General features: G+C 64.9%; 10 protein-coding genes and 2 rRNA genes. 5 read left to right on the top strand and 7 right to left on the bottom strand.

Annotated elements, in window-relative coordinates:
* Positions 1–40 precede the first annotated feature (40 nt).
* On the bottom strand, positions 41–841 hold the full coding sequence (locus tag ACLIVD_RS01540) for a crotonase/enoyl-CoA hydratase family protein (RefSeq protein WP_283332567.1): 801 nt from the start codon (positions 839–841) through the stop codon (positions 41–43).
* 148 nt (positions 842–989) lie between these two features.
* On the opposite strand from ACLIVD_RS01540, the gene ACLIVD_RS01535 reads away from it, so the two are divergent.
* The 3 genes from ACLIVD_RS01535 to ACLIVD_RS01525 are packed head-to-tail and all read left to right on the top strand — an operon-like array spanning position 990 to position 4,325.
* Positions 990–1,961, top strand: a complete 972-nt coding sequence (locus tag ACLIVD_RS01535; protein ID WP_283353874.1) for an NADPH:quinone oxidoreductase family protein — start codon at positions 990–992, stop codon at positions 1,959–1,961.
* 11 nt (positions 1,962–1,972) lie between these two features.
* Positions 1,973–2,755 carry an enoyl-CoA hydratase gene (locus ACLIVD_RS01530; protein ID WP_491931818.1) on the top strand — a complete coding sequence of 261 codons (783 nt, stop codon included), beginning with the start codon at positions 1,973–1,975 and terminating at the stop codon, positions 2,753–2,755.
* 10 nt (positions 2,756–2,765) lie between these two features.
* On the top strand, positions 2,766–4,325 hold the full coding sequence (locus ACLIVD_RS01525) for a long-chain-fatty-acid--CoA ligase (protein WP_283332563.1): 1,560 nt from the start codon (positions 2,766–2,768) through the stop codon (positions 4,323–4,325).
* Here ACLIVD_RS01525 and ACLIVD_RS01520 read toward each other — a convergent pair.
* The 4 genes from ACLIVD_RS01520 to ACLIVD_RS01505 all read right to left on the bottom strand — a co-directional run bounded on the left by ACLIVD_RS01520 (position 4,315) and on the right by ACLIVD_RS01505 (position 7,844).
* Positions 4,315–5,265 (bottom strand): alpha/beta hydrolase, encoded by a 951-nt coding sequence (locus ACLIVD_RS01520; RefSeq protein ID WP_283332562.1) that lies wholly within the window; start codon positions 5,263–5,265, stop codon positions 4,315–4,317. The two genes, ACLIVD_RS01525 and ACLIVD_RS01520, sit on opposite strands and share 11 nt — an antisense overlap.
* A gap of 102 nt (positions 5,266–5,367) precedes the next feature.
* Complete coding sequence (locus ACLIVD_RS01515) at positions 5,368–5,811, bottom strand: SRPBCC family protein (RefSeq protein ID WP_283332561.1); 444 nt, start codon at positions 5,809–5,811, stop codon at positions 5,368–5,370.
* A 2-nt stretch (positions 5,812–5,813) separates the two neighbouring features.
* Positions 5,814–7,367 carry a succinic semialdehyde dehydrogenase gene (locus ACLIVD_RS01510; protein ID WP_280785190.1) on the bottom strand — a complete coding sequence of 518 codons (1,554 nt, stop codon included), beginning with the start codon at positions 7,365–7,367 and terminating at the stop codon, positions 5,814–5,816.
* 81 nt (positions 7,368–7,448) lie between these two features.
* Positions 7,449–7,844, bottom strand: coding sequence for a low affinity iron permease family protein (locus ACLIVD_RS01505; protein ID WP_005248960.1), 396 nt, complete (start codon positions 7,842–7,844; stop codon positions 7,449–7,451).
* A 150-nt stretch (positions 7,845–7,994) separates the two neighbouring features.
* Here ACLIVD_RS01505 and ACLIVD_RS01500 point away from each other — a divergent pair, with 150 nt between their 5' ends.
* Both ACLIVD_RS01500 and ACLIVD_RS01495 read left to right on the top strand, forming a co-directional pair.
* The gene (locus tag ACLIVD_RS01500; RefSeq protein WP_491931817.1) at positions 7,995–8,216 is read left to right on the top strand and encodes a hypothetical protein; all 222 of its coding nucleotides are present in this window, start codon (positions 7,995–7,997) and stop codon (positions 8,214–8,216) included.
* A gap of 68 nt (positions 8,217–8,284) precedes the next feature.
* Positions 8,285–8,623, top strand: coding sequence for a hypothetical protein (locus ACLIVD_RS01495; protein ID WP_283332558.1), 339 nt, complete (start codon positions 8,285–8,287; stop codon positions 8,621–8,623).
* A gap of 253 nt (positions 8,624–8,876) precedes the next feature.
* On the opposite strand, the gene rrf is transcribed toward ACLIVD_RS01495, so the two are convergent.
* Positions 8,877–8,993 (bottom strand): 5S ribosomal RNA (rrf, locus tag ACLIVD_RS01490).
* 131 nt (positions 8,994–9,124) lie between these two features.
* Positions 9,125–12,260 (bottom strand): 23S ribosomal RNA (locus tag ACLIVD_RS01485).
* Positions 12,261–12,311: the final 51 nt, after the last annotated feature.

Here is a 12,311-nt window from a genome sequence, read left to right as displayed (position 1 = left end):
AGTACTTATTAACCGCCCGCGGTTAATAAGTACTCACGGGTCAGCGGCCCTGCCAGACCGGCTGGCGCTTCTCGGCGAACGCCGTCGGGCCTTCCTTGGCGTCGGCGCTGGTGAAGATGGTGGCGATAGCGGCGTTGTTCGCCTCCCACGCCCCGTCGCCCCAGTCGGGTTCGGTTGCGGTGCGGTGGATCATGGCCTTCGATTCGCGCACCGACAGCGGTGCGTTGGCGGCGATCTGCTCGGCGAGTTCGAGCGCGACGTCGAGGGCGGTGCCTGCCGGGGCGACACGGTTGACCAGGCCCAGTTCCTTGCCCTGCGCCGCGGTGATCGGCTCGCCGGTGAGTGCGATTTCCAGCGCGACCTTCTTCGGGATCTGCTGCTGCAGGCGGATCACGCCGCCGGCGGCGGCGAACAGTCCGCGCTTGACCTCGGGAAGCCCGAGGGCCGCCTCCTCATCGACGACCGCGAGGTCACTGGCGAGGACCAGTTCAGTGCCACCGCCGAGGGCGAAGCCGTTGACCGCGGCGATGGTCGGCTTGCTGATCCAGTGTTGCGCGTATCCGGCGAAGCCCCATTCGGGGTGCCCCTCCGCAGCGATGTTCCCGCCCGTGGAGAGGGCCTTGAGATCGGCGCCGGCGCAGAACGCGCGGCCGGCCCCGGTCACGACGACCACCCGCACCTCGGGGTCGTTCTCGGCCTGCTCGAGCAGATTGCCCACTGCGGTCGACAACGCGCCGTTCACCGCATTGAGCGCCTTGGGGCGGTTCAGCGTGATGATGCCGATTCCTCCGCGCCGCTCCCACAGTGCGGCTGCCTCCGTCGTCTCCGTCTGTTCTGGCACGTCTCGTCCTCCGCCTCGGCATGATTACTGATCGCTCGTTAAAGTTAGTACCACGGCGTCACCTACAGGGTCAATGGTCGAATTTATCTAGCGCCCGTTCAGTTGCGTCTGGTATGGATAGTCAGGGACCGACGGAGGAGATCACCACGTGTATGCCCAGCAATTGACCACCGCTTCCGGCCCCGCCGGAGTCCAGCTCGTCGAGATCGACGAACCCGACGGCACCGGCCGCGTCGTCGTGGATCTGCACGCCGCCGGAGTGTCGTTTCCCGACCTTCTGCAGACCACGGGCAGCTACCAGCTCGTCCGGGAACTGCCGTTCGTGCTCGGTGTCGAGGGCGCGGGCGTGGTCCGCAGCGCACCCACGGACAGCGGCATCCGTGCCGGGCAGCGGGTGGCCGTCCTCGCGTCGGACGGATCGTGGCAGCAGACCATTGCGGTGGAGCCGGACTCGGTGTTCCCGCTGCCCGATTCGGTGTCGCTCGAGGCCGGGGCGGGCTTCCTGATGAACTACCTCACCGTGCACTTCGCTCTCGACGAGCGCGCCCGCTACCGCCCCGGCGAGATCGTGCTGGTGCACGGCGCCGCAGGCGGTGTCGGGGTCGCCGCCCTGCAGGTCGCCGCCGCGCTGGGGCTCGAGACGATCGCCGTGGTCAGCACCGAGGAGAAAGCCGGCATCGCGAAGGCCAACCGCGCCGATCACGTCGTTCTCCTGGACGGCTGGAAGGACCAGGTCCGCGACCTCACCGGAGGCCGCGGAGTCGACATCATCCTCGACCCGGTCGGCGGCGACCGTTTCACCGACAGCCTGCGCAGCCTCGCGCCCAACGGGCGACTGGTGGTCCTCGGCTTCACCGGCGGCGAGATCCCCACCGTCAAGGTCAATCGCCTTCTCCTGCGTAACATCTCCGTTCTCGGGGCCGGCTGGGGCGAGTACGTGCGCACCAACCCCGGCTACACGAGCAGGCAGTGGGCGGCCCTGGGCCCGCTCCTCGAATCCGGTGCGCTGCAGATCGCCGAGCCCACCACCTACTCGTTCGAACACGCCGTCGACGCACTGCGGACGCTCGAAACCCGTTCCGCCACCGGCAAGATCGCCCTCTCCGTCCACCCTTCCTGACAAGGATCCCCATGAGCTCCGACATTCCCGGCGTGGACACGACCGTCGACGACGGCGTCCTGCGCGTCACCCTCGACCGTCCCGCCCGCATGAACGCCGTCACCACCGAAACCCTCGACGCCGTCGCCGACGCATTCGACAAGTACGCCGGCGACGCGGAGGTGCGGGCCGCCGTCCTCGCCGGCGCCGGTCGTGCGTTCTGCACGGGTGCGGACCTGGGTGGCGAGAACGTCTCCGGTCCTCCGTCGTCCGCGACGATCGACGCCGCGAACCGCACGGCGGCCACGATTCGCGCGTTCCCCCGGCCCGTGATCGGCGCGGTCAACGGTCCCGCCGCCGGCGTCGGGGTGTCCCTCGCCCTGGCCTGCGACCTCACGGTCGCCACCGCGTCGAGCTATTTCCTGCTCGCGTTCACGAAGGTCGGCCTCATGCCGGACGGTGGTGCCACCGCACTGGTCGCCGCGTCGGTCGGTCGCGCCCGCGCGCTGAAGATGGCGCTCCTGGCCGAACGACTGCCCGCACCTGAGGCTCTCGCGGCCGGGTTGATCGCCGACGTGTACCCCGACGACGAGTTCGCCGCGACCGTCGACGCCCTCGCGCGACGTCTCGCCGACGGACCGTCGGAGGCGTTCCACTTCACCAAGGACGCGGTCAACGACGCCACCCTCACCGAACTCGACAACGCGTTCGCCCGCGAGCGCACGGGTCAGCTCGACCTCCTCGCCGCCCCCGACTTCCGGGAAGGCGTCGCGGCGTTCCTGGAGAAGCGTCCGGCAGTGTTCGGCCGCGGCTGACGGCATCACGATGACCGCGACGTCGAACGCGCAGCCCTTCGCCTCCCGGCGCACCCACTGGGCGAATCATGTTGCCCGGCATGCCTTCGCGAAACCCGAGGCGGTGGCGCTCCGGTTCCGGGGCACGTCGACCACCTGGCGTGAGCTCGAGGACCGCAGCGCGCGGACGGCCGCCGTCCTCGCCGCCCACGGTGTCGGCCGCGGCGACCGCGTCGTGCTGCTGCTGACCAACCGCCCCGAGTTCCTCGAGGTGATGCTGGCGGCGACTCGCCTGGGTGCGATCGCGGTGCCGGTGAACTTCCGGCTCAGCCCCGGCGAGGTGCGGTTCATCGTCGCCGACAGCGACGCCACCGTCGTGGTCGTGGAGGATTCACTCACCGGGCTCGCCGCGGAGGTCGACGACAGCGTGCCGGTTCTCGTGGTCGGCGACGCCCCCGTCGACGTCTCGCTCGAGACGCAGTTGCGCGCAGCCGATCCCGACGTCCCGATCGCGGACGTGGCGGAAGACTCCCCCGCCGCCATCATGTACACGTCCGGCACCACCGGCCGTCCGAAGGGCGCGGTGCTGTCGCACCTCAATCTGCAGGCACAGGCACTGACCTTGATCCGCGGATGGCGACTGTTCGACACCGAGTCCGAGGTCAACCTGGTCTCGTCCCCGCTGTTCCACATCGCCGCCCTCGGCAGCGTCGGGCCGTTCCTGCTGATCGGCGCCACCATCGTGATCCACCCGACCGGTGCGTTCGATGCGACCGAGCTACTCGACGCGCTCGAGCGTGAGCGGGTGACCAGCGTGTTCATGGTGCCCACCCAGTGGCAGGCCATCCTCGACGACGCCGGCCTCGAGGGTCGGGATCTCGCCCTGCGGGTGCTGGGCTGGGGAGCCGCGCCGGCCACCCCGACCCTCCTCGACCGCCTGTACGCCGCCTTCCCGGACGCCGCGATCGTCGCGTTCTTCGGGCAGACCGAGATGTCGCCGGTGACGTGCATGCTCGACGGCAAGGACGCCGTGCGCAAGATCGGGTCGGTCGGGAAACCGATCGACACCGTGGCGATGCGCGTGGTCGACGAAGCGATGAACGACGTGCCGCAGGGCGAGATCGGTGAGATCGTCTACCGCGGCCCGGGACTCATGGAGGGGTACTGGCGGAACCCCGCGGCCACCGCGGACGCGTTCGACGGCGGCTGGTTCCACTCCGGCGACCTCGTGCGGGTGGACTCGGACGGGTTCGTGTACGTGGTAGACCGCAAGAAGGACATGATCATCTCGGGTGGGGAGAACATCTACTGCGCCGAGGTCGAGAATGCCCTGGCCGCCCACCCGGACATCATGGATGTCGCGGTGATCGGGCGGGCCGACGAGCGGTGGGGTGAGGTTCCCGTCGCGGTCGTCGTCCCGCGGGCCGGGGCGGCGCTCGAGGTCGACGCCCTCGCGGACTGGCTCGACGGCCGGGTCGCCCGCTACAAGCGGCCCAAATTCGTCGAGGTCCTCCCCCAACTGCCCCGCAACGCCAGCGGGAAGGTCGTCAAAGGTGTTCTGCGGGAACAGTTCGGCACGGTCAGCGGCTAGCCGGGGGACGGAGGTGGCGGACGAGGAAGTCGGTCTCGTCCGCGACCACCCGCTCGAAGAGCTCGCCGAAGTAGGGGTCGAAATGACCGCCCGGGTACACGTGCACCTCGGCGCCCGGGGTCTTGGCCGCGGCCTTCTGCGCGCTGCGGGTGAACGTGACGACGTCGTGGTCCGCGATGGCGAAGAAGACGGGGCAGGCGATCTTCGCGACCGTTTTCGTCGGCCGGTACAGCGCTGCCTGCAACGCCACCCGCCCCGGTGTCTCGTTGCGCCATGTCGAACCGGGCGGATCCATCCCGTGATATCCCGCCTCCGCGTCGGGTGTGGTCATGGCCGCGAACGAGCCCGGCGGCCCGACGACGGGAAACATGTACGGCGGCCGGTGCCGCAGCTGGGCGTACCGGTCCCGCAGGTAGGCGACCGCCATGCGGCCGAGGCCGACCACACCCAGTCGCGGAAGGTTCGTCAGACCGTCGACGTACGGAACCTGCGACACGACCGCGGCCACCCGCCGGTCCCGCGCTGCCGCCGTCAGGACGAGTCCGCCGGACAGTGACGTTCCCCAGAGCGCGACCCGGCTGGGGTCGATGTCCGGGCGGCTGCGCACGAACGCGACGGCGCTGTCCCAGTCGTCGAGTTGGCTGTCGATGTCGAGCAGTTGGCGGGGTTCGCCCTCGCTGGCGCCGAAGTAGCGGTAGTCGAACACCAGCGCCGTGACTCCCGCGGCCGCGAACCGTTCCGCGAACGCGTCGAGTCTCTGTTCGCGTACCCCGCTCCAGCCGTGCGCGAGCACCACACAGGGTGCTGCCGTGTGGGTTTCGGAATGGCGCCGGTACAGCCAGGCCGCGCAGCGCTGTCCCCGCGAGGAGAACCACACGTCCTCACGGCGGACGTCAGGGCACGACCGACCAGCTTCGACGGGTGACGGCCGAGGATTCATGGGAGGCGCCTCCGAGAGGTGTGGACATGGTCCAGTCTCGGGCCCTGCGCGCGGCGGCGACAGCCACCCTAGGGTGAAGAATCGGCACCCCAGGGTGGAAAATCAGCTCTCGAGTGCGACTTTCATGCACTCGAGCGTCTGCCGCATCCCGTCCTGCATCAGCTGGTCGCGGTTGCTGCCCAGCACCTTCGACTTCTGCACCAGCCGTACCCACCATACGGGCGTCGCGTAGATCTCCCGGGTCTCGGTGACGAGTGTGCCCGCGCCGGAGGGTTCGAGATGATACGTCCAGCGCGCCTTCGGCTCGTCCGCCTCGAAGGAGAACTTCTGGCCCGGAACGATATCCACGACGGTGCAGTGCGTCTTCCACCGAACCGGGCCGTGCCGGTTGGCGCCGATGAACCGCGCGCCCACCGTCACCGGGGTGCCGGACTTCCAACGGGCCCCGGTGTTCTCGGGGCTGAACCGGCCCATGCCCTCCACGTCGGTGACCACGTCCCACACGATCGCGGGCGGAACCTCGATCACGATGCTCGCAGTGTCCACGGCTACCGGCCCGGGATCCACTGCAGCGCCTTCACGAAAGGCGGCATGATCTTGGCCCACACCTTCGGCGACAGTCCGCGCGGACCGCCGAGGTTGAGGATGCGGGTGGTGGCGATGGTCTGCGGTTCGGTGTACTTGAGGAGCCCGTCGTCGCCGTGGCGGCGGCCGACACCGGACACCCCCATGCCACCCATCGGCGCACCGGTGCTGCCCCATGCCGGGGCGTAACCCTCGTCGACGTTGACGGTTCCGGCGTGGATCCGTGCGGCGATGGCCTCGCCCTCCGCCTTGGTTCCCGCCCACACGCTGGCGTTCAGGCCGTATTCGGTGTCGTTGGCGCGTTCGATCGCCTCGTCCACGTCGGCGACGGGGTAGATCGAGACGAGCGGTCCGAACGTCTCGTCGCGGTAGCACTCGGCGTCCTCGGGAACGCCGGTCAGGACGGTCGGCTCGTAGAACAGGGGGCCGAGGTCGGGGCGCGCCTTACCGCCGGCGACCACGGTGGCGCCCTTGACGACGGCGTCGTCGACGTGGCTGGACACGGCCTTGACCTGCGCCTCGGACACGAGGCTGCCCATTTCGATGCCGAAGTCGTAGCCGGCGCCGAGCTTCATGTTGCGGACGCGTTCCCCGAACAACCGGGTGAACTCGGGTGCGATGGACTCCTCGACGTAGATCCGCTCGATCGAGATGCACAGCTGCCCGGAGTTGGAGTAGCAGGCGCGGACGGCGGCGTCGGTGACCTCACGGAGGTTCGCGCCTGCGGTGACGATCATCGGGTTCTTGCCGCCGAGTTCGGCGGAGAAGCCGATGAGACGGCGACCGGCCTGCTCGGCGAGGAGCTGACCCGTGGCCGAGGACCCGGTGAACATCAGGTACTCGGTGTTCTCGACGAGGGCGGTGCCGACCACCGAGCCCGGTCCGGGGACGACGGCGAACAGGTCGCGCGGCAGCCCAGCCTGGTACAGCAGGTCGACGCAGGCCAGCGCGCAGTACGGGGTCTGGCTGTCGGGCTTGAGGACGACGGCGTTGCCGGCGAGGAGCGCGGCGACCGCGTCGGACACCGCGAGGGTCATGGGGTAGTTCCACGGCGAGATGACGCCGACGACGCCCTTCGGCTGGTACCGCACGACGGTCTTGGTGAGGCCGGGCAGCATGCCCGAGATGCGCCGGGGACGCAGCAGCTTGGGGGCGACGCGCGCGTAGTGGCGGGCGGTCATCGAGATGTCGAGGACCTCCTCCTGCGCGGCGGCGCGGGACTTGCCCGTCTCGGCCTGAGCCATGTCCATCAGGGCGTCGCGGTTCTCGAGCACCAGGTCGCGGTACCGGTGGAAGATCGCGGCGCGTTCCGTGACGGGACGCTTGGCCCATTCCTTCTGTGCCACCCGGGCGCGTGCGATCGCGTCCTTGGCGTCCTGAGCGGTACCGACCGGGACGGTGGCCAGTTCCTTACCCGTGAACGCCTCGACGACGGACCGCGTCGGGCGATCCGCCGCATCCGGGATGGCGATGAGGTCGGCGAGCCGCGCGAACGTGGCGGCGGACGGAACAGGCATTTCGTACCCCTACTGGTTAGTAGTTTTTGCGGTTACACATAACTTACCTGCTTGGTGCGCCAAGTCACAGGGGCGGATGGACTAGTGCCGGTCTTCGAGCCCGACAGCCTCCCGCAACTTCTCCTCCGCCTTCTTCAGCTCGGGGTTGTCCTGGGCGGAGGAATCGAGCAGGGCGGCGAGCGCCTCGGCGATGACGTTCAGTTTCTCCTGCAGAGCCTCGGTGGCACGGCGGCTGGCATTCTCGAGCAGGACCACGAGAAGCAACGTGAAGACGGCACCGGCGGTGTGGATGGCGATCTGCCACTCGTGAAGGTCCTTCCAGAGCGGAATGCTGACGACCCACAGCGCGACCACTCCTGCGCAGATCCCGAAGAACGGCGCCTGGCTGACCCGGAGTTCGATCTGCTCCACGAACCTGTCGAACGCCGAACGCTGATCGGTGGGCTGCTGACGTGCGGCCTTCGCGTTGCGCACCATCTTCGGAGTCTAGGCTCGCCGGCTGACGCTGCGTCGGCCCGGCGTATCGCAGCACATGTCGAGGCACTGCCCGCGGCGCGTTGTCTTGGCTGGGTGCTGTGCAACGAGCGTCAATCCGACCGGACAGCCCTCCTGCAGTTTCACCCGTCGATGTCCTACGAAGACTTCGTCCGTGGGTTCCGACCCGGCTCCGACGGCAAACTCACCTTGATCGACGGTTCTCTGCTCACCGCCGCCAAGAACGCCCGCCAAGACTGCGAATGCGACTACGTCCTGGTCATCGAGGAGATCAACCGCGGCAATCCCGCACAGATCTTCGGCGAGATGCTCACCTGCTCGAACACGACAAGCGCGACCCCGAGAACGCGCTGAACCTCGCCTACTCGCGGGACGGGGAAAAACCGTTTCATCTGCCCTCGAACCTGCACCTCATCGGCACGATGAACGTCGCGGACCGGTCCCTGGCCCCGGTCGACATAGCGATACGGCGGAGATTCGCCTTCTTCGACCTGGGGCCGGAGTACAACGATGCCCGACGCGAGTTCGTGATCGAACGCGGCTACGACGAATCGGTCGTTGACCGCATCGCGGTACGGATGACCAGGCTGAACGAGGTGATCGCGGCCGACCCGCACCTCGGCAAGGACTACTGCATCGGTCATTCGTACTTCACTTGCGCGACCCGGCTCGCTCGCGTACTCGTCGCGAGCGCCGCCGACGACGAAGCACGACATCGGGAGTCACTCGAGCGCAGCCTGCCGGCGCGACTTCGCCTCTAATCGAGTCGAACCTCACAGATCCCTCGCTGTCGCCAGCCGGCGCCTCGACTGTGGTCTCCGAACGCATTTCACGCGTCGATTCCGCGACGCGTCGACATGACTTCACGCGATTGGCGGTGTCTGCCGGAATCGACCGGCCGATTGACCGTCTGCCGTCGGTGCGCCGGGGTGAAAAGACATGTGCGGCATCGGTGTTCGTGCCTTGGAATGCCGAAAGCCCCCCAACAAGGTTGGGGGGCTTTCGGTAACGGATGTTCGGCGGTGTCCTACTCTCCCACACCCTGTCGGGTGCAGTACCATCGGCGCTGGAGGGCTTAGCTTCCGGGTTCGGAATGGGACCGGGCGTTTCCCCTCCGCTATGGCCGCCGTAACTCTATGAAACTGTCACACGGAACATCAGCGAAGAAACACAACACCATGGGTGGGTGGGGTGTTCTTCTTTCTTCTGTTCTGAAACGTGTGTGTTGTTTCAGATACTGCACAGTGGACGCGTAGCTTCTTTGTGGTAAGTCCTCGGCCTATTAGTACCAGTCACCTGCATCCGTTACCGGACTTCCAGTTCTGGCCTATCAACCCGGTGGTCTGCCGGGGGCCTTACCCCCTCGAGGGGGTGAGAAACCTCATCTTGGAACAGGCTTCCCGCTTAGATGCTTTCAGCGGTTATCCCTTCCGAACGTAGCTAACCAGCGGTGCTCCTGGTGGAACAACTGGCACACCAGAGGTTCGTCCGTCCCGGTCCTCTCGTACTAGGGACAGCCTTCCTCAAGTTTCTAACGCGCGCGGCGGATAGAGACCGAACTGTCTCACGACGTTCTAAACCCAGCTCGCGTGCCGCTTTAATGGGCGAACAGCCCAACCCTTGGGACCTACTCCAGCCCCAGGATGCGACGAGCCGACATCGAGGTGCCAAACCATCCCGTCGATATGGACTCTTGGGGAAGATCAGCCTGTTATCCCCGGGGTACCTTTTATCCGTTGAGCGACACCGCTTCCACTTGCCGGTGCCGGATCACTAGTCCCGACTTTCGTCCCTGCTCGACCTGTCAGTCTCACAGTCAAGCTCCCTTGTGCACTTGCACTCGACACCTGATTGCCAACCAGGCTGAGGGAACCTTTGGGCGCCTCCGTTACATTTTGGGAGGCAACCGCCCCAGTTAAACTACCCACCAGGCACTGTCCCTGAACCAGATCATGGTCCGAGGTTAGAGGTCCAATACGATCAGAGTGGTATTTCAACAACGACTCCACACTCACTGGCGTGAGCGCTTCACAGTCTCCCACCTATCCTACACAAACCGAACCGAACACCAATACCAAGCTGTAGTGAAGGTCCCGGGGTCTTTTCGTCCTGCCGCGCGTAACGAGCATCTTTACTCGTAATGCAATTTCGCCGAGTCTATGGTTGAGACAGCTGAGAAGTCGTTACGCCATTCGTGCAGGTCGGAACTTACCCGACAAGGAATTTCGCTACCTTAGGATGGTTATAGTTACCACCGCCGTTTACTGGGGCTTAAATTCTCAGCTTCGCCACCGAAGTGGCTAACCGGTCCTCTTAACCTTCCAGCACCGGGCAGGCGTCAGTCCGTATACATCGTCTTACGACTTCGCACGGACCTGTGTTTTTAGTAAACAGTCGCTTCTCACTGGTCTCTGCGGCCCCACCCAGCTCACACTGCAAGAGTGATCACCGGACGAGGCCCCCCTTCTCCCGAAGTTACGGGGGCATTTTGCCGAGTTCCTTAACCATAGTTATCTCGATCGCCTTAGTATTCTCTACCTGACCACCTGTGTCGGTTTGGGGTACGGGCCGTGTGAAAGCTCGCTAGAGGCTTTTCTCGGCAGCATAGGATCACTGAATTCGCCTCATTCGGCTATGCGTCACCTCTCAGGCTGTGTGAATGGCGGATTTGCCTACCATTCGCCCTACAGGCTTACACCAGTATTACCACTGACTGGCTCAGCTACCTTCCTGCGTCACCCCATCGCTTGGCTACTACCAGATCAGGTCCCATGCATCCACATCCAGGGCCCCCGAAGGGGCGTAAGGACGCTTCAGGATGGTTAGTATCACTGATTCACCAGGGGCGCGTTCACACGGGTACGGGAATATCAACCCGTTGTCCATCGGCTACGCCTGTCGGCCTCGTCTTAGGTCCCGACTCACCCTGGGCGGATTAACCTGGCCCAGGAACCCTTGGTCATTCGGCGGACGAGTTTCTCACTCGTCTTTCGCTACTCATGCCTGCATTCTCACTCGTGTGGCCTCCACGGCTGGGTCACCCCGCCGCTTCCATGGCCACACGACGCTCCCCTACCCATCCACACCACTGCCCAAGACTCCGCAGAATCAAGGGGGTGCATTGTGTGAATGCCGCAGCTTCGGTGGTGTACTTGAGCCCCGCTACATTGTCGGCGCAGGATCACTTGACCAGTGAGCTATTACGCACTCTTTCAAGGGTGGCTGCTTCTAAGCCAACCTCCTGGTTGTCTTCGCGACCCCACATCCTTTTCCACTTAGTACACGCTTAGGGACCTTAGCTGGCGATCTGGGCTGTTTCCCTCTCGACTACGAACCTTATCGCCCGCAGTCTCACTGCCGCGCTCTCACTCACCGGCATTCGGAGTTTGGCTGATTTCGGTAAGCTTGTGGGCCCCCTAGACCATCCAGTAGCTCTACCTCCGGTGAGAAACACGCGACGCTGCACCTAAATGCATTTCGGGGAGAACCAGCTATCACGGAGTTTGATTGGCCTTTCACCCCTACCCACAGCTCATCCCCTCAGTTTTCAACCTAAGTGGGTTCGGTCCTCCACGACGTCTTACCGTCGCTTCAACCTGGCCATGGGTAGATCACTCCGCTTCGGGTCTAGAACATGCCACTAAAAACGCCCTATTCGGACTCGCTTTCGCTACGGCTACCCCACACGGGTTAACCTCGCGACATGCCACTAACTCGCAGGCTCATTCTTCAAAAGGCACGCCATCACCCCCCACACCGAAGTGTGCAAAGGCTTTGACGGATTGTAAGCGCACGGTTTCAGGTACTATTTCACTCCCCTCCCGGGGTACTTTTCACCTTTCCCTCACGGTACTAGTCCGCTATCGGTCACCAGGGAGTATTCAGGCTTATCGGGTGGTCCCGACAGATTCACACCAGATTTCACGGGCCCGGTGCTACTTGGGTTTCCATCACGACAGTCATCATGTTTTCGTGTACGGGACTCTCACCCTCTACGACAGGCCGTTCCAGACCACTTCCACTAACACAATGATTTCTTACTGTCGGCCAACACGGCAGCATTGACAAGATGAACCCCACAACCCCACGAATGCAACACCTGCCGGCTATCACACATCCATGGTTTAGCCTCTTCCGCTTTCGCTCGCCACTACTCACGGAATCACTATTGTTTTCTCTTCCTGTGGGTACTGAGATGTTTCACTTCCCCACGTTCCCTCCACACACCCTATATATTCAGGTGCGGGTAACACGACATCACTCGTGCTGGGTTTCCCCATTCGGACATCCTCGGATCTCAGCTCGGTTGACAGCTCCCCGAGGCTTATCGCAGCCTCCTACGTCCTTCATCGGCTCCTGGTGCCAAGGCATCCACCGTACGCTCTTCATTACTTACAACAAAGATGCTCGCGTCCACTGTGCAGTTCTCAAACAACACACAACCAACCA

The organism is Rhodococcus sp. G6(2025) (assembly GCF_058628105.1).
Note: the sequence above shows the minus strand (reverse complement) of the source record. Positions and strands in the feature narration are given on the sequence as shown.

Excerpts from the sequence above, each read along its gene's own strand:
- ACLIVD_RS01530 (WP_491931818.1), top strand. The coding sequence starts at position 1,973 with ATGAGCTCCGACATTCCCGGCGTGGACACGACCGTCGACGACGGCGTC.
- ACLIVD_RS01525 (WP_283332563.1), top strand. The coding sequence starts at position 2,766 with ATGACCGCGACGTCGAACGCGCAGCCCTTCGCCTCCCGGCGCACCCAC.
- ACLIVD_RS01520 (WP_283332562.1), bottom strand. The coding sequence starts at position 5,265 with ATGAATCCTCGGCCGTCACCCGTCGAAGCTGGTCGGTCGTGCCCTGAC.
- ACLIVD_RS01510 (WP_280785190.1), bottom strand. The coding sequence starts at position 7,367 with ATGCCTGTTCCGTCCGCCGCCACGTTCGCGCGGCTCGCCGACCTCATC.
- ACLIVD_RS01505 (WP_005248960.1), bottom strand. The coding sequence starts at position 7,844 with ATGGTGCGCAACGCGAAGGCCGCACGTCAGCAGCCCACCGATCAGCGT.
- ACLIVD_RS01500 (WP_491931817.1), top strand. The coding sequence starts at position 7,995 with ATGTCCTACGAAGACTTCGTCCGTGGGTTCCGACCCGGCTCCGACGGC.
- ACLIVD_RS01495 (WP_283332558.1), top strand. The coding sequence starts at position 8,285 with ATGAACGTCGCGGACCGGTCCCTGGCCCCGGTCGACATAGCGATACGG.